The organism is Williamsia serinedens, from assembly GCF_024171725.1.
Lineage (GTDB): Bacteria > Actinomycetota > Actinomycetes > Mycobacteriales > Mycobacteriaceae > Williamsia_A > Williamsia_A serinedens.
Window position 1 is genome coordinate 414,761 of record NZ_JAMTCG010000001.1, and the last position, 21,846, is coordinate 436,606.

Consider the following 21,846-nt stretch of genomic DNA (forward strand, 5'->3'; position numbering starts at 1 on the left):
GCACGTACACTCGCACGGTGCACGGCCGGGTCCGGTCGTGCCCGCGATCGGAGAGGATTCGAGTGAAGCTCGCGCTGGACATCGGACTGGTGATCACCAGCCTGCTGATGGTCGTCCTGGTGCTGCTGCACCGCGGCAAGGGTGGCGGCCTGTCGTCGCTGTTCGGCGGCGGCGTGCAGTCGAGCCTGTCCGGGTCGAGCGTCGTCGAGCGCAATCTCGACCGCCTGACGATCTTCGTCGGCGTCATCTGGTTCATCTTCATCCTGGGCATCGGTCTCGACATCAAGCTGTCCTGACCTGGCGTCACCGACCGCGCTGAGGCGCGTGGTGCGCGCGGTGCGGCCTCGCACGGGATACTGATGCGATGACCGACACCTCCACCGCATCCGAGACGTTCGCCGCACCGTCCGACGCCCCGGTCACCTCCACGGCCACCGGTCGCGCAGCGACCGAGCCCCTGCGGCAGGACATCCGGTTGCTCGGCGGTCTGCTCGGTGACGTGGTGCGGGAGCACGCCGGCGAGGAGATCTTCGACCTCGTCGAGAAGGCGCGCGTCGAGTCGTTCCGGGTGCGGCGGTCGGAGATCGACCGCGGTGAGCTCGCCGACGCGCTCGCCCGTGTCGACACCGCCGAGGCGATCCCGGTCATCCGGGCCTTCTCGCATTTCGGTCTGCTGGCCAACCTCGCCGAGGACATCCACCGCGAGCGGCGGCGCGCGATCCACGTGCGCGCCGGTGAGCCGCCGGTGCCCAGTTCGCTCGCCGCCACCTGGGCGAAGCTCGGCGCCGCCGATCTCGCCGACGAGCGGGTGGGTGAGGCGTTGTCGTCGGCCGCCGTCATCCCCGTGATCACCGCGCACCCGACGGAGACGCGGCGCCGGACGGTGTTCGAGGTGCAGCGCCGCATCACCGACCTCATGCGCTACCGCGATCGCACGGAGCTCACGCCGGACGAGGACGCCGAGGTGACCGCGGCCCTGCGCCGGCAGATCCTGACCCTGTGGCAGACCGCGCTGATCCGGCTGGAGCGTCTGCGGATCGAGGACGAGATCGAGGTCGGGCTGCGCTACTACGACGCGTCCTTCTTCGACGTGATCCCGTCGCTCAACGCCTCGCTGCGCGACCACCTCCGTCAGCAGTACCCCGCGGCCGGCCTCCCTGACGCCCCGATCGTGCGGATGGGTTCCTGGATCGGTGGCGACCGCGACGGCAACCCGTTCGTCACCGGCGACGTCGTCGCCCTGGCCACCGGACGCGCCGCACGGACGGCGCTGGACCACCACCTGACGGAGTTGACGCTCCTCGCGCAGGAGCTGAGCATGTCGTCGCGGCTGGTCACCGTGAGCGACGCTCTCCTGGAGCTCGGCGGCGCCGACTCCGGCGACGTCGCGGCGGACGAACCGTACCGACTCGCGCTGCGGCACATCCGTTCCCGCCTGCTGGCCACCGTCCGCGACCGGTTCGGTGACGACGCCGAGGATCCCGGCCCCCTCGACGACCCGAGCGCGTCGGCGTACGCCACCGCGGCCGAGCTGCTCGCCGATCTCGACGTCGTCGACGACTCGCTGCGGTCCAACCGTGACGGCGCGCTCGCCGACGACCGCCTGCTCCGGCTCCGGGAGTCGGTGCGCACGTTCGGCTTCCACCTCTCCGGGCTCGACATGCGGCAGAACTCCGACATGCACGAGGAGGTGGTCGCCGAGCTGTTCGCCTGGGCCGGTGTCCACGACGACTACGCGTCGCTGTCGGAGGACGAGCGCGTCGAGATCCTCACCCGCGAGCTGTCCCACCGTCGTCCGCTGCTCGGGCCGGGCGCCGAGCTGGGCGAACTCGCCACCAAGGAGATCGGCATCGTCCGCTCCGCGGCGCGGGCGGTCGCGTCCTACGGCCCGGAGGCCGTCCCCAACTACGTCATCAGCATGTGCACCTCGGTGAGCGACATGTTCGAGGCGCTGCTGCTGCTCAAGGAGGCCGGCCTGTTCGACCCGGCCGGCGGCGAGCCGCGCTGCACCGTCCGCGTCGTCCCGCTGTTCGAGACCATCGAGGACCTGCGCCAGGGCGCGACCACGCTGCGGGCCGTGCTCGACGTGCCGCTCTACCGGGCGCTCGTCGCGGCCCAGGGCGACACGCAGGAGATCATGCTCGGCTACTCCGACTCGAACAAGGACGGTGGCTACATGGCCGCCAACTGGGCGCTGTACCGCGCCGAGCTGGACCTCGTCGAGGCCGCCCGGGAGGCGGGGATCCGGTTGCGGCTCTTCCACGGTCGCGGTGGCACCGTCGGCCGCGGCGGGGGCCCGAGCTACGACGCGATCCTCGCGCAGCCCCCGGGCGCGGTGCAGGGTGCGCTGCGGATCACCGAGCAGGGCGAGGTGATCGCGGCCAAGTACGCCGAACCCGTTCTGGCGCGCCGCAACCTGGAGACCCTGGTCGCGGCGACGCTCGAGTCGACGCTGCTCGACGTGGAGGGTCTCGGCGACGACGCCGGCTCGGCGTACACCGACCTCGACGAGATCGCCGAGCTGGCGCGGTCGGCGTACGCGGCGCTCGTGCACGAGACGCCCGGCTTCGTCGAGTACTTCACCACCTCGACGCCGCTGTCGGAGATCGGTGCGCTGAACATCGGCAGCCGGCCGGCGTCGCGGAAGCAGACCGAGAAGATCTCCGATCTGCGCGCCATCCCGTGGGTGCTGTCGTGGACGCAGTGCCGCGTGATGTTGCCCGGCTGGTACGGGACGGGTTCGGCGTTCGAGCAGTGGATCGGTGATGACGATGCGCGTCTCGAGACGCTGCGAACGTACTACCGGCGGTGGCCCTTCTTCCGGACCGTGATGTCGAACATGGCCCAGGTGTTGGCCAAGTCCGATCTCGGCCTCGCCGAACGATATTCGCACCTCGTCTCCGACGAGGACCTGCGGTCGCGGGTGTTCGGGATGATCACCGAGGAACACCGTCGGACGGTGCGGATGTACTTCGCCATCACCGAGACCGACGACCTGCTCGCCGACAACCCCGCACTGGCCCGGTCGGTGTTCAACCGGTTCCCGTACCTCGAACCGCTCAACCTGCTGCAGCTGGAACTGTTGCGGCGCTTCCGGTCCGGCGACGACTCACCGCAGGTGCGCCGCGGCATCCAGCTGACGATGAACGGCCTCGCGACCGCCCTCCGCAACAGCGGGTAGAAGCCGACGGCGGCGCATCCGTGACCGGTCAGGGACGGGCGCCCGGGATGTCGGTGAAACTGATCCGCACCGAGATCGGCGTCGTCGCGGTCGCGCGTGCGACCGCGACGGCGAGGGGCCGCAGCGCGGGGTGGGAGGCGAAGGTCGCCGCCCGTGCGCGGACGTCGTCGTCGGGGACGAACGCGGCGGTGCCGGATCGCCAGCGGTCGCCCTGCCGGATGGACACCGCGGGATCCGCCGTGATGTTGGCGCCCCACCCGGAACGACGGCCGTGCTGACTGATCACCCAGGCGCCGGTGGTGTCGAACGCCGCCGTCACCGGCACCCGGCGTCGCAGGCCCGTCTTCCTGCCGGTGGTCTCGATCTCCGTCGCGAGGCTGGTGCGGATTCCCAGTCGTCCCAGCGCGCGCACCGTCGGGTTCGCCACGCGACGCCCGACCGCCCGCTCGACGCGGAACTTGCGGGCAGCGGTGTCCGTGGACTCGGTGACCCCGCGCCGCCGACTCCGGAGTGCGTCGAACCCGTTGCGGCGCAGTGTGCTGACCACCGTCCGACGGAGGGGCCGGTCGGGGTCGGGATCGTCTCCGTCACCCATCCGGTGCAGTTGATCGGTGTGCCACTGCAGATCCAGCGCCCCCTCCACCGTCCGTGCCGTCCGCGCGGCCCCCACCCGGGCGGGAACGGGCAATCGCAGCGATCCCGCGGGGAGCACCGTGGTGCCGCCGCGCAGGACAGCACCGGCCGCGTCCGGGAGCACCGCGGCCGGTCGTCCGATGCCGACCACGTCGCACAGCCCGTCCGCGATCGCCCGCGCCATCGTGTCGCGGGTCCGGAACCCACCGGTGACGGCGATCGGGATGTCCTTGGCCACCGCCCGGACGGTCTCGGCGTAGTCGAGGAAGTAGGCCTCGCGAGCACGGGTGCTGGCGGACTGCGCGCGACCCATCATCGCAGGCGATTCGTAGCTGCCGCCGCTGATCTCGAGGAGGTCGATGTCCTCGTCGGCGATCGCGTCGATCACCGCGCGGGAGTCGTCCTCGCTGAACCCGCCGCGTTGGAAATCCGCCGAGTTGAGCTTCACCCCGAGCGCGAAGCCCGGGCGGACCGCGTCCCGGATGGCATGGACGAGAGCGAGCAGGAACCGCATCCGACCGTCGATGTCACCACCCCACCGGTCGGTCCGATCGTTGCTGAGCGGGGAGAGGAACTGTGAGACGAGGTAACCGTGCGCGGCGTGGATCTGCACACCGTCGAATCCGGCTGCGTCGGCCAGCGCGGCCGCCGTGGCGAACCGCTCGACGATGTCGCCGATCTCGGCGTCGGTCAGCGCCCGCGGTGCCGGCACGCCCGGGATGGCCACACCGCGAGAGGAGGGTGCGACGGCGTGGTGGGTCGAGGCGAGGGGGCTGGCCTGGCGGCCGGGATGGTTGAGCTGCATCCACACCGGGCTACCGCCGTCCTGAACGGTCTTCGCCCAGCTACGGAACCCGTCGAGGTCGGAGTCCGCCTCGAGCACCACGTTGCCGGGTTCGCCGAGGTGACGTCGATCGACCATCACGTTCCCGGTCACGACCAGTCCGAACCCGCCCTCGGACCACCGGCGGTACAACGCGCCGATCCGCTCTCCCGGCAGGTGGTCGGCTCCGGCCAGCCCCTCGGACAGCGCCGACTTCATGATGCGGTTGCCGAGCACCTGGCCGTTCGGCAGGCGCAGCGGCGACGCGAGCGTCGCAGAGGGGGCGGGGGTGGTGCTCGTCATCGCGGTACCTTTCGACGGGGCGAGGTGCCGACGACGGTAATAGACCAATCGGTATACTTCAAGGCCGGGAGTGAGGTGGTTCGGTTGAGCGTGCGCGATCGTCTGGTCGACGCGACGGCCGCGTTGATCCGTCGCAACGGCGTCGCCGGCACGGGTCTGGCGGACATCCTCCAGTGCAGCGGGGTGGCCCGCCGCAGCGTCTACCTCACCTTCCCGGGCGGCAAGGAGGAACTGGTCGCGGCCGCCACCCGTGAGGTGGGTGCGTCGATGACCGCGCTCCTCGCCGCCGGAGGGCCGGTGGCCGGCTCTGTCCGTGACTTCGTCGACCTGTGGGCGGTCCGTCTGCGCGACAGCGGCTTCGCCGACGGGTGTCCGATCGTGGCCGCGGCACTGGGCCGACACTCCGCGAACGCCGCCGCCGACGCGGCCGGCGCGGTGTTCGCGGACTGGACGTCGGCGCTGATCGCACGACTCCGGGACGAGGGCTACGCCGAGGCCGACGCCCGCGACATCGCGACGATGGCGATCGTCAGCGTCGAGGGGGCCGTGGTCGTCGCGCAGGCGCGGCGGACCGCCGAGCCGCTGGAGGTCGTCGGTCGCGTCCTCGAGGAGATCGTCCGCGCACGCCGTCCGGTGTGAGTCGCTCCTCGTCAGAGGTCGGCGGAGGCGGCGGCGTCGACGAACCAGACGGTCGCCTCGGTGCCGCTCACCGACGCGCACGGCCATGCCGACGCGTCGCCCCCACCCACGCCGGCAGCGACTGCCTCCGCCTTCTCGGCTCCCGCGACGAGGAACCAGACCTGCCGGGCGCGGTTCACCGCCGGCACGGTCAACGTGATGCGCCGCGGCGGCGGCTTGGGGGAGTCCTCGACGGCCACGACGGTCGCCGACCGCTCAGCGAGCGCGTCGGTGTGCGGGAAGAGCGAGTTGATGTGTCCCTCGCCGCCCATGCCGAGCAGGTGGACGTCGAAGGCGGGGCTGTCGGCGCCGTCGCCGTGCTCGGCCAGCAGCCGCGCGTAGTCGGCGGCGGCCGCGTCGATGTCGTCGCCGAACGCCCCGTCGCTGGGCGCCATGACGAACACCCGGTCCGGGTCGACGTCGACGTGGGCGAGCAACGCGTCGCGGGCCTGACCGGAGTTGCGTTCGTCGTCGGCCTCGGGGACGAAGCGGTCGTCGCCGAACCAGATGTCCACCGACCGCCAGTCGATGTCGGAGCCGTTGTCGCGCAACCACTCCAGCAGCGCGATGCCGTTGCTGCCGCCGGTGAGCACCATCGACGCCGACCCCCGCTCACGCTGTGCCGCGACCACGGTCTCGACGAAGCGGCGGCCCGCGGCCTCCACCAACTCGGACGCGTCGGTCACCTCGACGACCTCGGGACGAGCGCTCACGCCGGGACCTCCGCTCCGGGACGGGTCAGGCGCTGCACACCCTGCAGCGCCAGGTGGTAGATCTCGTCGGGATCGAGCCGACGTAGTTCCTCCGCGATGCACTCGCGGGTGCCGCGCGTCGACATCGCGATGCGTCCGTCGGGCCGCCCCGGGTTCGACAGCACCGCGTTGTTGTTCTGGTCGACGGCGAGGACCAGCGGGCCGGAGTCGCGCTCGAGACGGATCTCGAAGCTGCCGACGCCGCGGTGGACGTCGACCCCCAGCTGCGCCTGCAGCCACCCGGCCAGCAGGTCGATCGACGGCGAGTGCGTCGGCCCGGTCACCGACGCCGACCGCACCGGCTCCAGCGGGGGACGGTCGAGCGCGGCGGTGAGGATGGCGCGCCAGTAGGTGATCTGCGACCACGCGAGGTCGGTGTCGCCGGGGGCGTACCCCTGCAACCGGGTCGCGAGGATGCCCTCCGGGTCGGCGGCGTGCGCGGCGTCGGTGATCCGTCGACCCGCGAGACGTCCCAGCGGATCCCGAGCGGGGTCGGCCGGGGCCTCACCGGGCCACCAGGTGACGACAGGGGTGTCCGGCAGCAGGAACGGCGTGACGACGCTGGCCGCGTGCTGGGTGAGGTCGCCGTAGAGCCGCAGCACCACGACCTCGGATGCACCCGCGTCGCCGCCGACGCGGATCTGCGCGTCGAGCCGTGTCGCGGCGGCGGGGTTGCCCAGCGACACGACGATGACGCGACAGGGGTGTTCGCGACTCGCGTCGTTCGCGGCGTCGATCGCACCCTCGGTGGGCTGACCCTCCGCGGCGCACACGACGAGCGTGAGCACACGACCGAGGGTGACCGCGCCGCCGGTCTCCCGGATCGACACGAGCTTCTTGCTGACCTTCTCGGTGGTCGTGGCGGGCAGGTCGAGGATCACCGCAACGGCTCCTTCGCGGACGGGGTGGGGGTCACGGTCGCCGCCAGGTGCGTCCGACGCGCGACATCATCTCGTCGGCCGAGCGCGGCCCCCAGGTGCCGGATTCGTAGGTGTCCGGGCGACCGGACGCCGCCCAGTGCTCGAGCACCGGGTCGAGGATCTTCCACGAGAGCTCGACCTCGTCGTTCACCGGGAACAGCGACGGCTCACCGAGCAGGACGTCGAGGATGAGCCGTTCGTAGGCCTCCGGGGACGACTCGGTGAACGCCTGCCCGTAGCTGAAGTCCATGTTCACGTCACGGACCTGCATGCTCGAGCCGGGCACCTTCGACCCGAACCGGAGCGTGATGCCCTCGTCGGGCTGGACCCGGATGACGAGGGCGTTCTCGCCGAGCTCCTCGGTCATCGTCTTGTCGAACGGCAGGTGCGGCGCCCGTTTGAACACGATCGCGATCTCGGTGACCCTGCGGCCCAACCGCTTTCCCGTCCGCAGGTAGAACGGCACGCCCGCCCACCGGCGACTGTCCACCTCGACGGCGATGGCGGCGTAGGTCTCGGTGATCGAGTCGGCCGCGAAACCCTCCTCGTCGACGAGGCCCGGCACCTCGGTGCTGCCCTGCCATCCCGGCCCGTACTGCCCACGGGCGGTGTTGAGCTCGAGCGGCAGGACGTTGCGGGTCGCAGAGAGGACCTTGATCTTCTCCGCCTGCAGTTCCTTGGGCTCGAACGACACCGGCTCCTCCATGGCCACCAGCGCCAGCAGCTGCAGCAGGTGGTTCTGGATGACGTCGCGGGCGGCGCCGATGCCGTCGTAGTACCCGGCGCGACCGCCCAGCCCGATGTCCTCGGCCATCGTGATCTGCACGTGGTCGACGTAGTGGCTGCTCCACAGCGGGTCGAACAGCTGGTTGGCGAAGCGCAGCGCCAGGATGTTCTGGACCGTCTCCTTGCCCAGGTAGTGGTCGATCCGGAACACCGCGTCCTCCGGGAAGACCCGGTTGACGACGGCGTTCAGTTCCTGGGCGCTGCGCAGGTCGTGGCCGAACGGCTTCTCGATGACGACCCGACGCCAGTGCTCCTCGGTCTGCTCGGCCAGACCCGACCGCTGCAACTGCTCGCAGACGGTGGGGAAGGCACCGGGCGGGATCGAGAGGTAGAACGCGTGGTTGCCGTCGGTGCCGCGCTGCCGGTCGAGCTCGGCGAGCACCTCCGAGAGCTGGTCGAACGCGGCGTCGTCGTCGAACGCCCCCTGGACGAAGCGGAACCCCTCCGACAGCCTCTCCCACACCTCCTCGCGGAACGGTGTCCGCGAGTGGTCGCGCACGGCGTCGTGCACGATCTGGCCGAAGTCCTGGTCGTCCCAGTCCCGTCGGGCGAAACCGACGAGGGCGAAGCTGGGCGGCAGGAGGCCGCGGTTGGCCAGGTCGTACACGGCCGGCATGAGCTTGCGGCGGGCCAGGTCACCGGTGACGCCGAAGATGACCAGGCTGCAGGGGCCGGCGATGCGGGGCAGACGCTTGTCGCGTGAGTCCCGCAGCGGGTTGGACCACCCTGTCTCGACGGTCGCTGTCACGCCCGCGTCAGCTCTTGGCGGAGTCGAGCTGCTCCTGGGTCGCGTCGAGCAGCTCACCCCAGGCCTTCTCGAACTTCTCGACGCCCTCGTTCTCGAGGGTGAGGAACACGTCGGTGAGGTCGATGCCGATCTCCGACAGCTTCGCGAAGACCTCCTCCGACTCCGGGCCGCGCCCGATGAGCGACTCGGTGTTCACCTCGCCGTGGTCGGCGAAGGCGTCCATCGTCTTCTCCGGCATCGTGTTCACGGTGTTCGGGGCGACGAGCTCGCTCACGTACAGCGTGTCCGGGTAGTCGGGGTTCTTCACACCGGTCGACGCCCACAGCGCGCGCTGCGGCAGTGCGCCGTCGGCGACGAGACCCTGGAAGCGCGACCCGACCTCGAACACCTGCTGGTAGGCGACGTACGCGAGGCGCGCGTTGGCCAGGGCGGCCTTGCCCTTCAGCTCGACGGCGTCGGGCGTGCCGATCGCGTCGAGACGCTTGTCGATCTCGGTGTCGACGCGCGAGACGAAGAACGACGCCACCGACAGCACCGTCGACAGGTCGTGGCCGGCGGCCTTGGCCTGCTCGATGCCGTCGAGGTAGGCGTCCATCACCGCCCGGTAGCGCTCGACGGAGAAGATCAGCGTCACGTTCACGCTGATGCCCTCGGCGAGGGTCTTCGTGATCGCCGGGATCCCCTCCTCGGTGGCGGGGATCTTGATGAACATGTTGGGCCGGTCGACCGTCTTCCACAGGTCGATCGCCTGCGCCGCGGTCTTGTCGGCGTCGTGGGCGATGCGCGGGTCCACCTCGATGGACACGCGGCCGTCGACACCGTTGGTGGCGTCGTACACCGGACGGAGCACGTCACACGCGTTGCGGACGTCGTCGGTGGTGACGGTGCGGATGGTCGAGTCGACGTCGGCCCCGCGGGCGGCGAGCTCACGGATCTGGTCGTCGTAGGCCGAGCCCGACGAGAGTGCGGCCTGGAAGATCGACGGGTTCGTCGTGACACCGACGACCGACTTGGTCTCGGTGAGCTCGAGCAGGTTGCCCGACGAGATGCGCTCGCGCGACAGGTCGTCGAGCCACACCGAGACTCCGGCGTCGGAGAGTGCCTTGAGGTTCGCGTTCTGGCTCATGCGGATTGTCCCTTCACGGTCGTGATGGAGCGCTGCGCTGCTGCGACGACGGCCTCGACGGTGAAGCCGTACTCGCGGAACAGCGTCTGGTAGTCGGCGGATTCCCCGAAGTGCTCCAGGGAGATGATCTCGCCGTGTCCGCCGACGATCGGGTACCACGGCATCGCGATGCCGGCCTCGACGGAGACGCGGGCGGTCACCGTCGGCGGGAGCACCTGGTCGCGGTAGTTCTGGTCCTGGCTCATGAACCACTCGATGCACGGCATCGAGACCACGCGGGCACCGATGCCCTTCTCCTCCAGCGACGCCGCACCGTCGACCGCGAGCGACAGCTCGGAGCCGGTGGCGACGATGATCACCTCGGGCTCGGGGGTCGAGGACTCCTTGAGCACGTAGCCGCCCTTGGCGACGCCCTCGGCCGAGGTGCCCTCGAGGATCGGGATGTTCTGACGGGTCAGCGCCAGGCCGACGGGGCCGCTGCTCGACGACCGCGCGATCACCGACTTCCACGCGTAGGCGGTCTCGTTGGCGTCACCGGGACGCACCACCGACAGGTTCGGGATCGCGCGCAGGGCGGCGAGGTGCTCGATCGGCTGGTGTGTCGGGCCGTCCTCGCCGAGCCCGATCGAGTCGTGGGTCCAGACGTAGATCGGGTCGATGTCCATCAGCGACGCCAGGCGCACCGCGGGGCGCATGTAGTCGGAGAACTGCATGAACGTGCCGCCGTAGACGCGGGTCGGGCCGTGCAGCACGATCCCGGACAGGATCGCGCCCATCGCGTGCTCGCGGACACCGAAGTGCAGCGTGCGGCCGTACGGCTCGGCGTCCCAGTCGTCGGTCGAGATCGACGTCGGACCGAAGGACTTCGCGCCCTCGATGGTGGTGTTGTTCGAGCCGGCGAGGTCGGCCGAGCCGCCCCACAGCTCGGGCAGGACGGGGCCGAGCGCGCCGAGCACCTTGCCCGACGCCGACCGGGTCGCGACCGCCTTGTCACCGGGGTTCCAGGACGGGAGCACGTCGGCCCAGCCCTCGGGCAGCTCGTCCTTGGTAAGCCGATCGAGCAGCGCGCGGCGCTCGGGGTTGGCCGACGACCACTTCTCGAACTCGGCGTCCCAGTCCTGGTGCGCGGCGCGCCCACGCTGCAACAGTTCGCGGGTGTGGGAGATGACCGCGTCGTCGACCTCGAAGGTCTTCTCCGGGTCGAAGCCGAGGATCTTCTTGACCTCGGCGACCTCGTCGTCTCCGAGTGCCGCACCGTGGGCGGCGCCGGTGTTCATCTTCGTCGGCGCCGGGAACCCGATGATGGTCCGCAGGATGATGATCGACGGCTTGTCGGTGACGGCCTTCGCCGCCTCGACGGCCTCGAGGATGCCGGTGACGTTCTCGCCGCCCTCGACGTACTGGACGTGCCAGCCGTAGGCCTCGTACCGCTTGGCGGTGTCCTCGGACAGAGCGATGTCGGTGTTGTGCTCGATGGAGATCTTGTTGTCGTCGTAGAAGACGATGAGGTTGCCGAGCTGCTGGGTGCCGGCCAGCGACGACGCCTCGCTGGTGACGCCCTCCTCGATGTCGCCGTCGGAGGCGATCACGTAGATGTGGTGGTCGAAGATGCTCTCGCCCTCGGGCGCGTCGGGGTCGAACAGTCCGCGTTCGCGGCGGGCGGCCATCGCCATGCCCACCGAGGACGCCAGGCCCTGCCCGAGCGGTCCGGTGGTGATCTCGACGCCGCGGGTGTGGCGGAACTCCGGGTGGCCGGGGGTCTTCGACTTGAACGTGCGCAGCGCCTCGAGGTCGGACAGTTCGAGTCCGAAGCCACCGAGGTAGAGCTGGATGTAGAGCGTGAGGCTCGAGTGCCCGCACGAGAGGATGAAGCGGTCGCGGCCCACCCACGCGGTGTCGTTCGGATCGTGGCGCATGATCCGCTGGAACAGCGTGTACGCCAGGGGAGCGAGGCTCATCGCGGTACCGGGGTGACCGGATCCACATTTCTGTACCGCGTCGGCGGCGAGGACGCGGACGGTGTCGACGGCGCGGGTGTCCACGTCGGTCCAGTCCGCCGGATGCGACGCCTGGGTGAGGGAACGGATCTCGTCTGTCACGGCCACGATGCGGGGATCTCCTGAGGTCGGTGCGGTGCGTCGGGGGGAATCGGCAGCGGTCCGCGCAGGTGTGCCGACCACGTACTCACCCTAGTCGCCGACGCCCTCGCCGCGATGCCCCCGCCGATGCCCGTGTGGGTCTCACGGCGGGGTGTCCGTTTGTCGTCGAGAGGGTGGGGCCGTCTACCATTCCCTGTAGTAGACGCGCGAGGCGACGCCGGTCGGCTCGGCCCGCGCGCGGACCAGCCGGGTGAGGCGTCGTCGACACCCCGGGACAGCGGGACGGTTCAGGAGAGTCAGTGGACATCGGGCACAGCGGCGCACGGACGTCGGCCGCGACCCGCACGGCTGACGCCCCCACGGCTCCCACCTCGCCGGCACGGCGGCTGCGCGACCTCGTCCTCGCCTACGTGGCGCTGACCAAGCCCCGCGTGATCGAGCTGCTGCTCGTCGCCACGGTGCCGGTGATGCTTCTGGCGGACCGCGGCTCGGTCGACATCGTCCTCATCGCCGTCACCCTCGTCGGGGGCTGGCTGGGTGCGGCGAGCGCCAACACCCTGAACATGGTCGTCGACGCCGACATCGACCAGAAGATGAAGCGGACGGCCCGCCGTCCGCTGGCCCGCCACGCCGTCGGACGCGGCCACGCGTTCGTGTTCGGTGTCGTGCTGGGCGCGGCGTCGTTCGCCGTGCTGTGGGCCTTCGCGAATCTGCTGGCCGCGCTGCTGGTGATGGCGACCATCGCCTTCTACGTCCTCGTCTACACAATGGTGTTGAAGCGGCGGACGTCGCAGAACGTGGTGTGGGGCGGCGCCGCCGGGTGCATGCCCACGCTCGTCGGCTGGGCCGCGGTGACCGGCAGCATCTCGTGGCAGCCGATCGTGCTGTTCCTGATCATCTTCTTCTGGACCCCGCCGCACACCTGGGCGCTCGCGATGCGCTACAAGGAGGACTACGCGGCGGCCGGCGTGCCGATGCTCCCGGTGGTCGCCACCGAACAGCAGGTGGCCAAGCAGATGGTCGTCTACACCTGGGCGACCGTCGCGGCGACGCTCGCGCTGGTCGCGGCGACCGGCTGGATCTACGCCGTGATCGCGGTGGCCGCCGGGGCGTGGTTCCTGCGCGCGGTGCACAAGCTGTACGCCGGGACGCGCCGCGGGGAGCCGATCGCTCCGCTCCGTGTCTTCCTGCAGTCGAACGAGTACCTCGCCGTGGTGTTCTGCGGCCTCGCCGTCGACTCGGTGATACACCTGCCCACGGTGCTGTCCACCCTCTGACCCACCCGGGCGGCGCGCTCAGGGGATGAGCGCGACCGACCCCGTGGTCTTCCGACCCTCCAGGTCGGCATGCGCCTGCGACGCCTCGTCGAGCGGGTAGCGGTGGTCGACCCGCATCGGCAGTCGCCCGTCTGCCACGGCCGCCATCACCTCCGACGTCCGGCGCGCGAACTCGTCGGTGTCGGCGATGTAGTGCGCGAGCGTCGGTCGCGTCACGAACAACGAGCCGAGACCGTTGAGCCGCTGCAGGTCGAACGGGGGCACCGGGCCGCTCGCGGCCCCGAACAGGGCCACCGTGCCCCGAATGGCCGTGGCGGCGAGGCTCTGCTCGAACGTGTCGGCACCGACGCCGTCGTAGGTGGCCACGACGCCCCTGCCGTCGGTGAGCTCGCGGACCCGCTCGGCGACGTCGTCGCCGTAGCGCAGGACGTGCGCCGCGCCGGCCTCGCGGGACAGCTGTTCCTTCTCGTCATTCGAGACCGTGGTGATCACACGGACGCCACGCGCGGTGGCGAGGCGGGTGAGGATCAGGCCCACGCCGCCGGCGCCGGCGTGCAGCAGCACGGTGTCGGGGCCACCGGCGTCGTCGCCGCCCCGGGGGTGCGACACCCCGTCGAGCAGGTAGTGGGCGGTGCATCCCTGCAGCAGGACGGAGGCGGCCACGGCGTCCTCCACACCCTCGGGGACGACCACCGTGCGGCGAGCGGGGACGACCGCGAGTTCGGCGTAGCTGCCGGGCGCGTCGCACCACGCGACCCGCGTCCCGACGGCCGGTTCGCTCACGCCGTCACCGACCGCGACGACCGTGCCCGCGCCCTCGGCGCCCGGGATGTAGGCCGGCTCGGACGGGTAGTAGCCCGAGCGGAGGTAGGTGTCGATGAAGTTGACGCCGACACCGCCGACGCGGACCAGGACCTCGCCCGGTCCGGGTGTGGGGTCGTCGACGGTCACGGTCTCGAGCACTTCGGGTCCGCCGTGGCGGGTGACATGGACTGCGCGCATGGGACCGTTCTACCGCCGGGGCGCAGGAGGCCGCGGGGCGGCCCCGATAGGATCACCGACATGGCTGACGACACCGCGACCGAATCCGCCCAGGCCACCGACGCCTCCGAGGCCGCGGTGCAGGCGCCCAAGAAGGCCGTCGCGGCGGCGACACGGTTCGTGCGACAGGGCGGCGGATCGGCGAAGGCCGTGATCGAGCCGATCGGCGCCGCGGGCGTGCGGATCCTCATGGTGGCCGAGGACGGCGGCGTCATCGGGGATCAGGTCGTGAAGGACGTCGCCTCGGCGCATGCGGTCGTCGACGCCGTCGAGGGACTCACCGCCGCCGAGTGGGACCGCGAGCTCAGCGCCGCCGCGACCCCCGCGCCCGGGCACTGGCGCAAGATGGCCGGCTGGGTCGCCAACACCTGATCAGCGGTCGGCACGCTCCGCGACGCCGGGCGTCTCCGCGGACTGCTCGCCGACCGGCAGCAGCCGTCGCGGCCGCATCGACATCCACAGCGCGGCGGTGGCGGCCACACAGACCGCTGCGCCCGCGACGTGCAGCACGACGAGCGCCTCGGGGATACCCGTGGCGTACTGGGTGATCCCGATGGCCGCCTGCACCACGATGGTCCCGACGACGACGTACAGCCGGCGGCGGATCGCGGCGGTCGCGCCGACCGCGGCCAGTCCGAAGCCGAGGGCGACGATCAGCGCCAGGTAGGCGACCATCATCTCGGCGTGGAAATGCACGAGCGTGGTGATCGCGACCGCCAGCCGCGGTACGGGCTTCTCGATGCTGGCGTCGCCGGCGTGCGGTCCGGCGCCGGTGACCATCGTCCCGGCGACGAGGACGACGGCCATCACGACGGCCGACAGCGCGGCGAGCCAGCGCAGCGGTGCCGGGACCAGCGGGATGGCCTCGCCGTCGTCGGGTTCGCGCACCTTCTCCAGCAGCAGCACCGAGAGCCAGACCATCGCCATCGACACCAGCAGGTGGATCGCGACGGTCCACCACAGCAGACCGGTGAGCACGGTGATGCCGCCGATGACGGCCTGCGCGACCGTCGAGAGCGGGATGAGCCACGCGTAGAACCGCACCTCACGACGACGGTCGGCCCGCGTCACCGCGATCACGATCGCGGCGGCGACGACCACGACGGCGAACGTCAGCATCCGGTTGCCGAACTCGACCGCCTGGTGGATGCCGGCGACCTCCTGGTGTGGTTCCGGGGTGAAGCTTCCCGGGAAACATTGGGGCCAGGTGGGACACCCGAGCCCGGAGGCGGTGACCCGCACGATGGAGCCGGTGACGGCGATGCCCGCCTGGGTCAGGACCACGAGGACGGCGATGACCGTCTGCACTCGGAGGGACACTGCGGGCAGGAGGTTCACCAGCCGGACGAAACCGCGATACAGCACGTCGTCGATGCTATCGCCGCGGCTCAGGTGAACCGAAACGAGCGGATGGCGGCGACCGCGGCGACGACTCCCCAGGCGATGAGGACACCGAAGCCCACCCAGTCGATCGACAACCGGGTGGCCTGGTGCAGGGCCTCGGCGAGTGCCCCCGACGGGGAGCAGCGGGCGACCCATCGCACCGCCTCGGGTACCGACGACCCGGCGACCACGAGACTGCCGATGCCGATGAAGACGAACCACGCGATGTTCGCGACCGCCAGGACGATCTCGGCCCGCAGGGTGCCGCCGAGCAGCAGGCCGAGCGCGGAGAACGTGAGCGTGCCGAGGGCGATCGCGACGGCGCCCACGAGCAGGCCGCCGAGGCCGACGTCCCAGCCGAACGCGACGCCGATCGCGCCGAGGACGACCGCCTGCAGCACCACCACGACGGCGACGGCGATCGACTTCCCGGCGATGACACCCCATCGGGGCAGCGGTGTGGCGCCGAGGCGTTTCAGGGCCCCGTAGCGACGGTCGAAGCCGACCGCGATCGCCTGCCCGGTGAACGCCGTCGACATGACCGCCACCGTCATGATCGCGGGGACGAACCGATCCGCGCGCGACTCCGCGCCCGTGGAGATGGGCAGCAGGCAGAGTCCGATCAGCATCGTGACCGGGATGAACATGGTCAGCAACAACTGCTCGCCGTTGCGCAGCAGCAACACCAGCTCCATGCGCGACTGCGCCAGCAGCATGCGCAGGACCGGCGCGGCGGCGGGTCGCGGGGTGAACAGGCCCGGGGTGAAGCGTCCCGCGGGTGCGGCGGCGCGGTGCGGGGTGTCGGTCATCCGCGGAGCTCCCGTCCGGTGAGGTCGAGGAAGACGTCCTCGAGGCTGCGCGTCTCCACCCGCATGTCGGTGGCCAGGACGTTGATCCGGGCACACCAGGCCGTCACCGCCGCGACCACCTCGGGGGTGACGGGTCCGGCGACGAGGTAAGTGCCGGGGGACACCTCCTCGGTGGAGTACTCCTCGGCGAGGATCGAGCGCAGCAGGTCGAGGTCGAGGCCACGGGGCGCCTTGAACCGCAGCTCGTTCTCCGCGCCGCGACTCGTCACCTCCGACGGCGTGCCGTGTGCGACGACGCGACCGCGGTCGATGATCACCAGGTCGTCGGCGAGTTGCTCGGCCTCGTCCATGAGGTGCGTGGTCAACAACACACAGACACCGTCGGCCCGCAGGCGGTCGATCAGCTCCCACACCAGGATCCGCGCGGCGGCGTCGAGGCCGGCGGTGGGCTCGTCGAGGAAGACCAGTTCCGGGCGACCGACGAGCGCGCAGGCCAGCCCGAGGCGCTGCTGCTGGCCGCCGGAGAGCCGCCGGTACGGCGTACGCTGGGCCTCCCGCAGGCCGAGGGTGTCCAGGAGCCAGTCAGGGTCGATGGGGTCGGCCGAGTAGGCGGCGCACAGGCGGAGCATCTCGCCGGCGCGGGCGCCCGGGTAGGCGCCGCCGCCCTGCAGCATCACGCCGATGCGGGGTCGCAGCGCCTCGTTGTCGGCGATCGGGTCGAGTCCGAGCACGCGCACCGTGCCGTCGTCGGGGGCGAGGAACCCCTCGCAGATCTCGACGGTCGTCGTCTTGCCCGCGCCGTTGGGACCGAGCAGTGCGACCACCTGACCGCGTTCCGCACGCAGGTCGATGCCGTCCACCGCGGTCGTCCCGTCGAAGCGTTTGACGAGGCCCGTGACGTCCAGCGCCGGGGCTCCGATCGGGCTGTTCACGCGCTCAACAGTAGGCGGACGGCCGCGCGCGATCGCCGGGGGGCGTGCCCGGCACGGGTCACCGGACCCGCTGGTCGGCGGCCACGACGCGGTCCGACGGGGCTGTCGACGACGTCGCGTCGTACGACGCGGTGTCGAGCGGGTCGGTCCGGTGGTCGCCGTGCTCGCCGGTCGGGTCGTCGTCGGGGGCGGGCGCGTTCCGGTCGCGCCGGCTGCGCGGACGCTCGAAGAACAGGGCGACGAGGACGGCGGTGAGCAGGATCGATGCGACGATCGCCTCGGCGAGCTGGAACCCGCGGGTACCCGCGCCGGTGGGCAGGACGACCACGGCGATCACCGCGGACACCGCGATCGCGACGAGTCGGAACCATCGGCCGGTCGCCCACGCGGCCAGCGGGATTATCGCCCACAGCAGGTACCACGCCTGCACGAACGGGAAGAACACGACGAACGTGGCCATCGCGATGCCGAGTGCGCCGAGCGGGTGCAGGCGCCCGGCGAGGGCCGCGAGCAGCCACCGGACGATGAACACGGCCGCGATGAGCTGCCCGATGGGACGGGCCACGTCGAGCATGGCCTGGGTGTGGTCGCCGAGACCGAGCAGGACGCCCACACGCCCGCCGGTGACGCCGAGCAGCGTCGGCATCGACATCCACGACCGGACGACGTCGCCGGTGCTCAGCGTCTTCGTCCAGCCGAAACCCAGACCGGTTCCGACGCAGATGCCGACGACCACGACGGCGAGCACCGCGAACAGCACCCCGGCCGCCCCGGCCAGGGCGATCACCGACTGTCGTGACCGCACCCACCACTGCGATCGGGGTGCGTGTCGGAGCGCGGGCAGGGTGGCGCCCCACCGGCGCGCGAGTCCGATGCCGACGAACCCGAGCGCGAGCAGGGAGGCGATCTTCACCATCGACGACGCCGCGATCACCACCACGCCGGCGAGGAACAGCCACCCCGTCGGTGACGGCAGCCACGACGGGACGCGGCGTAGACGGTTCGGGGAGTCCAGCGCGCGGAAGCAGAGTTCGATGCCGGCGAGCATCATGCCGAGCATCAGGGCCTCGTTGTGGATGCCCCCGACCAGATGCAGGATCAGCAACGGGTTCATCGCCCCGAGCCACAACGCGGCGACCGGTGACACCCCGCAGCGCCGGGCCAGGCGCGGCAACGCCCACACGATGAGGGCGACGCCGGCGAGCGCGACCACACGGTGCAGCAGGATCGCGGCGGACAGATCGTCGCCGGTGAGGTTCGTGATGCCCTTGCCCAGCCAGAGGAACAGCGGCCCGTATGGCGCGGGGGTGTCGCGCCAGAGGTTGGGCACCGACCGGGTGAAGACGTGGTCGACGCCGAGTCCGCGCACCGGGCTGATCACGTACGGGTCCATGCCCTTCGCCGCGATCGCGCTCTGGGCGAGGTAGGAGTAGATGTCCTTGCTCAGCAGCGGCGGTGCCACGACGATCGGCGCCAGCCAGACCAGCAGTGTCCGGTCCGCCTGTCGGCGCGTCATCCGTCGTTCGGGCCGGCGTCCGGCGGCGACCTCGACGGTGAGCCGGCCCACCGCGAACCGGCCCAGCATCAGCCAGGCCAGCACCAGGATGATCGTCCCGGAGATCGAGAGGGTGAGCGCCGTCGTCCACATGCGGGACGGCAGCGACAGCAGCCGCATCCCCGCGATGGGGTTCTGCAACACGGGCACCGCGCCGGTGCCGAGCGAGCCGACCAGGATCAGGATCGAGCCGACGGCGCCGAAGATCCGGATCCGCGCGAGGTCCCGGTTCTCGGCGGGCCGCAGCGGACCGACCTCGGGCTCGCGGTCGTGCATGCGGGCGAGCGACACGCCGTAGTCGCCGGGCAGGTCCGGGGGCGGCGCGGTCCGACGGCGTCGCAGACCCAGGTACTCGCCCACGACACGGACGCGCGCGGGAATCACGCCGCGGGCCCGCGGCCGGGGGTCTGCCACGAGTGCAGACTATCCGTCGGGCAGGCCGTGCCGGGCGTCGTCGTACCGCGTCTCGTGCCCGGCGGGGGATAGGTCACCCTTGCTGGCATCGCGTCGCGAATTAGGTGACACTTGTGTTGTGAAAACCTCGTCGGCAGGCGCGCGCTCGGTGGAGCCGCACGTCACGATCATCGCGGAGGGCCAGACCCGGTCCGCGGTGATCGCATTGCTGCTCGAGCACGGACCCAGCACCGCCGGCGAGATCGGCGAGGAACTCGGCATGAGCGCCGCGGGTGTGCGACGTCACCTCGACGCCCTGATCGCCGAGGGTCACGTCACGGCCGGCGAGTCGTCGCCGTACGTGCGCCGCGGCCGTGGGAGGCCCGCCAAGCAGTTCCGGCTGACCGCCTCCGGCCGGGGCCGCCTCCCGCACGCCTACGACGACCTCGCCGGTGCGGCCATGCGCCGTCTGCGTGAGCTCGGCGGGGACGACGCCGTCCGTGCCTTCGCGGCCGACCGGATCGACGACGTGGTCGGTGACGTCGAGCCGACCACGCCGGAGCAGGCCGAGCGCGACCCGGCCGCCGTCGAACGCACCGCGGCGCAGATCGCCGACGCGCTCACGCGGTCGGGGTTCTCCGCCGACACACGCCGCGTCGGCAACGGCGTCCAGATCTGCCAGCACCACTGCCCGGTGGGGCACGTCGCGCAGGAGTTCCCCGAACTCTGCGAGGCCGAGACGGCACGGTTCACCGCGCTGCTCGGCACGCACGTGCAGCGGCTGGCCACGATCGCCAACGGCGACTGCGCGTGCACCACCCATGTACCCCTGCCCACCCCCACGACCTCGCACCCCGGCCCCGGCCGGGCACGTGTGACCTCGGCGGCCGACGCACAGCCCCCGTCGCCGACCGCCACCATCCACCGAGAGGACACCGATGACCGTCACTGACCCCCGCACCCCCACCGGCGGGCCGACCCCGTTGACGCAAGAGGAGACCATCGCGTCGCTGGGGACGTACGGCTACGGCTGGGCCGACTCGGACGACGCCGGCGCCGCCGCGCAGCGCGGCCTGTCGGAGGCCGTCGTCGCCGACATCTCGGGCAAGAAGAACGAGCCCGAGTGGATGCTCGCCGCCCGTCTCAAGGCGCTGCAGACCTTCGAGCGCAAGCCGATGCCGACCTGGGGCAGCGACCTCGACGGCATCGACTTCGACAACATCAAGTACTTCGTGCGCTCGACGGAGAAGCAGGCCGCGTCCTGGGACGACCTGCCCGACGACATCAAGAACACCTACGACAAGCTCGGCATCCCCGAGGCGGAGAAGCAGCGTCTCGTGGCCGGTGTCGCGGCCCAGTACGAGTCGGAGGTCGTCTACCACCAGATCCGCGAGGACCTGGAGGAGAAGGGCGTCATCTTCGTCGACACCGACACCGGTCTGCGCGAGCACGAGGACCTGTTCCGGGAGTACTTCGGTTCGGTGATCCCGGCCGGCGACAACAAGTTCTCCGCGCTGAACACCGCCGTGTGGTCGGGTGGCTCGTTCATCTACGTGCCGAAGGGTGTCCACGTCGACATCCCGCTGCAGGCCTACTTCCGGATCAACACCGAGAACATGGGCCAGTTCGAGCGGACGCTGATCATCGTCGACGAGGGCGCCTACGTGCACTACGTCGAGGGCTGTACCGCGCCGATCTACAAGACCGACTCGCTGCACTCCGCGGTCGTCGAGATCATCGTGAAGAAGGGTGGTCGCTGCCGCTACACGACCATCCAGAACTGGTCGAACAACGTCTACAACCTGGTCACCAAGCGCGCGAAGGCCGAGGCCGGCGCGACCATGGAGTGGGTCGACGGCAACATCGGTTCCAAGGTCACGATGAAGTACCCGGCGGTGTGGATGACCGGTGAGCACGCCAAGGGCGAGGTGCTCTCGGTGGCGTTCGCCGGCCCGGGCCAGCACCAGGACACCGGTTCGAAGATGGTGCACCTCGCACCGCACACGTCGAGCAACATCGTCTCGAAGTCGGTCGCCCGCGGCGGTGGTCGCGCGTCCTACCGTGGCCTGATCCAGGTCAACCGTGGCGCGCACGGCAGCCGCTCGACGGTGAAGTGTGACGCACTGCTGGTCGACACGATCAGCCGCAGCGACACCTACCCCTACGTCGACATCCGCGAGGACGACGTGACGATGGGACACGAGGCGACCGTCTCGAAGGTCAGCGACGACCAGCTGTTCTACCTGATGAGCCGCGGCCTCACCGAGGACGAGGCGATGGCGATGGTGGTGCGCGGGTTCGTCGAGCCCATCGCCAAGGAACTGCCCATGGAGTACGCGCTCGAGCTGAACCGCCTCATCGAGCTGCAGATGGAAGGATCGGTCGGTTGAGTTCGGCCCAGGAGACG

At 70.9% G+C, this 21,846-nt stretch carries 18 protein-coding genes; 7 read left to right on the forward strand and 11 right to left on the reverse strand.

Features of this window, described 5'->3' with window-relative positions; all coding sequences use genetic code 11:
• Positions 1–62 precede the first annotated feature (62 nt).
• Together secG and ppc are read left to right on the forward strand one after the other, a co-directional pair.
• A complete protein-coding gene (gene secG / locus LX12_RS01890) occupies positions 63–296 on the forward strand; it encodes a preprotein translocase subunit SecG (protein ID WP_253652791.1) in 234 nt (77 codons plus the stop codon).
• A gap of 68 nt (positions 297–364) precedes the next feature.
• Positions 365–3,181 carry a phosphoenolpyruvate carboxylase gene (ppc, locus tag LX12_RS01895; protein WP_253652792.1) on the forward strand — a complete coding sequence of 939 codons (2,817 nt, stop codon included), beginning with the start codon at positions 365–367 and terminating at the stop codon, positions 3,179–3,181.
• Between the two features lie 28 nt (positions 3,182–3,209).
• Here the strand turns inward: ppc and LX12_RS01900 are convergent, their stop codons facing one another.
• Entirely contained in the window at positions 3,210–4,940 is a 1,731-nt protein-coding gene (locus LX12_RS01900) for a nitroreductase family deazaflavin-dependent oxidoreductase (RefSeq protein ID WP_253652793.1), read from the reverse strand.
• Between the two features lie 90 nt (positions 4,941–5,030).
• On the opposite strand from LX12_RS01900, the gene LX12_RS01905 reads away from it, so the two are divergent.
• Positions 5,031–5,579, forward strand: coding sequence for a TetR/AcrR family transcriptional regulator (locus LX12_RS01905; protein ID WP_253652794.1), 549 nt, complete (start codon positions 5,031–5,033; stop codon positions 5,577–5,579).
• 11 nt (positions 5,580–5,590) lie between these two features.
• Here LX12_RS01905 and pgl read toward each other — a convergent pair whose 3' ends face one another.
• The 5 genes from pgl to tkt are packed head-to-tail and all read right to left on the reverse strand — an operon-like array spanning position 5,591 to position 12,055.
• A complete protein-coding gene (gene pgl, locus LX12_RS01910; protein ID WP_253652795.1) occupies positions 5,591–6,331 on the reverse strand; it encodes a 6-phosphogluconolactonase in 741 nt (246 codons plus the stop codon).
• The gene (gene opcA, locus LX12_RS01915) at positions 6,328–7,251 is read right to left on the reverse strand and encodes a glucose-6-phosphate dehydrogenase assembly protein OpcA (RefSeq protein ID WP_253652796.1); all 924 of its coding nucleotides are present in this window, start codon (positions 7,249–7,251) and stop codon (positions 6,328–6,330) included. Before opcA ends, pgl begins: the two co-directional genes overlap by 4 nt.
• A 31-nt stretch (positions 7,252–7,282) precedes the next feature.
• Positions 7,283–8,824 (reverse strand): glucose-6-phosphate dehydrogenase, encoded by a 1,542-nt coding sequence (zwf, locus tag LX12_RS01920; RefSeq protein ID WP_253652797.1) that lies wholly within the window; start codon positions 8,822–8,824, stop codon positions 7,283–7,285.
• A 7-nt stretch (positions 8,825–8,831) separates the two neighbouring features.
• Positions 8,832–9,950, reverse strand: coding sequence for a transaldolase (gene tal / locus LX12_RS01925; RefSeq protein ID WP_253652798.1), 1,119 nt, complete (start codon positions 9,948–9,950; stop codon positions 8,832–8,834).
• Positions 9,947–12,055, reverse strand: coding sequence for a transketolase (tkt, locus tag LX12_RS01930; RefSeq protein ID WP_253652799.1), 2,109 nt, complete (start codon positions 12,053–12,055; stop codon positions 9,947–9,949). The genes tal and tkt overlap by 4 nt, the downstream gene beginning before the upstream one ends.
• A 293-nt stretch (positions 12,056–12,348) precedes the next feature.
• Between tkt and LX12_RS01935 the strand changes: the two genes are divergently transcribed.
• On the forward strand, positions 12,349–13,326 hold the full coding sequence (locus LX12_RS01935) for a heme o synthase (RefSeq protein ID WP_308213954.1): 978 nt from the start codon (positions 12,349–12,351) through the stop codon (positions 13,324–13,326).
• Positions 13,327–13,344: 18 nt separating this feature from the next.
• On the opposite strand, the gene LX12_RS01940 is transcribed toward LX12_RS01935, so the two are convergent.
• Positions 13,345–14,328: a quinone oxidoreductase family protein gene (locus LX12_RS01940; protein ID WP_253652800.1), complete on the reverse strand. Its 984-nt coding sequence runs from the start codon at positions 14,326–14,328 to the stop codon at positions 13,345–13,347.
• Between the two features lie 60 nt (positions 14,329–14,388).
• Here LX12_RS01940 and LX12_RS01945 point away from each other — a divergent pair, with 60 nt between their 5' ends.
• The gene (locus tag LX12_RS01945) at positions 14,389–14,739 is read left to right on the forward strand and encodes a hypothetical protein (protein WP_253652801.1); all 351 of its coding nucleotides are present in this window, start codon (positions 14,389–14,391) and stop codon (positions 14,737–14,739) included.
• Here the strand turns inward: LX12_RS01945 and LX12_RS01950 are convergent, their stop codons facing one another.
• The 4 genes from LX12_RS01950 to mptB are packed head-to-tail and all read right to left on the reverse strand — an operon-like array spanning position 14,740 to position 19,322.
• A complete protein-coding gene (locus tag LX12_RS01950; RefSeq protein ID WP_253653155.1) occupies positions 14,740–15,729 on the reverse strand; it encodes a COX15/CtaA family protein in 990 nt (329 codons plus the stop codon).
• Positions 15,730–15,755: 26 nt separating this feature from the next.
• On the reverse strand, positions 15,756–16,559 hold the full coding sequence (locus LX12_RS01955; protein ID WP_253652802.1) for an ABC transporter permease: 804 nt from the start codon (positions 16,557–16,559) through the stop codon (positions 15,756–15,758).
• Positions 16,556–17,491, reverse strand: a complete 936-nt coding sequence (locus tag LX12_RS01960) for an ABC transporter ATP-binding protein (protein WP_253652803.1) — start codon at positions 17,489–17,491, stop codon at positions 16,556–16,558. The genes LX12_RS01955 and LX12_RS01960 overlap by 4 nt, the downstream gene beginning before the upstream one ends.
• A 58-nt stretch (positions 17,492–17,549) precedes the next feature.
• Positions 17,550–19,322, reverse strand: a complete 1,773-nt coding sequence (gene mptB / locus LX12_RS01965) for a polyprenol phosphomannose-dependent alpha 1,6 mannosyltransferase MptB (protein WP_372504915.1) — start codon at positions 19,320–19,322, stop codon at positions 17,550–17,552.
• Between the two features lie 256 nt (positions 19,323–19,578).
• Between mptB and LX12_RS01970 the strand changes: the two genes are divergently transcribed.
• Together LX12_RS01970 and sufB are read left to right on the forward strand one after the other, a co-directional pair.
• Positions 19,579–20,391 (forward strand): helix-turn-helix transcriptional regulator, encoded by an 813-nt coding sequence (locus tag LX12_RS01970; protein ID WP_253652804.1) that lies wholly within the window; start codon positions 19,579–19,581, stop codon positions 20,389–20,391.
• Positions 20,378–21,829: a Fe-S cluster assembly protein SufB gene (gene sufB / locus LX12_RS01975; RefSeq protein ID WP_253652805.1), complete on the forward strand. Its 1,452-nt coding sequence runs from the start codon at positions 20,378–20,380 to the stop codon at positions 21,827–21,829. Before LX12_RS01970 ends, sufB begins: the two co-directional genes overlap by 14 nt.
• Positions 21,830–21,846 lie beyond the last annotated feature (17 nt).

Bases quoted from the DNA above. Each gene is read 5' to 3' on its own strand.
- ppc (WP_253652792.1), top strand. From the start codon at position 365: ATGACCGACACCTCCACCGCATCCGAGACGTTCGCCGCACCGTCCGAC.
- LX12_RS01900 (WP_253652793.1), bottom strand. From the start codon at position 4,940: ATGACGAGCACCACCCCCGCCCCCTCTGCGACGCTCGCGTCGCCGCTG.
- tal (WP_253652798.1), bottom strand. From the start codon at position 9,950: ATGAGCCAGAACGCGAACCTCAAGGCACTCTCCGACGCCGGAGTCTCG.
- LX12_RS01940 (WP_253652800.1), bottom strand. From the start codon at position 14,328: ATGCGCGCAGTCCATGTCACCCGCCACGGCGGACCCGAAGTGCTCGAG.
- LX12_RS01945 (WP_253652801.1), top strand. From the start codon at position 14,389: ATGGCTGACGACACCGCGACCGAATCCGCCCAGGCCACCGACGCCTCC.
- LX12_RS01955 (WP_253652802.1), bottom strand. From the start codon at position 16,559: ATGACCGACACCCCGCACCGCGCCGCCGCACCCGCGGGACGCTTCACC.
- mptB (WP_372504915.1), bottom strand. From the start codon at position 19,322: ATGCACGACCGCGAGCCCGAGGTCGGTCCGCTGCGGCCCGCCGAGAAC.
- sufB (WP_253652805.1), top strand. From the start codon at position 20,378: ATGACCGTCACTGACCCCCGCACCCCCACCGGCGGGCCGACCCCGTTG.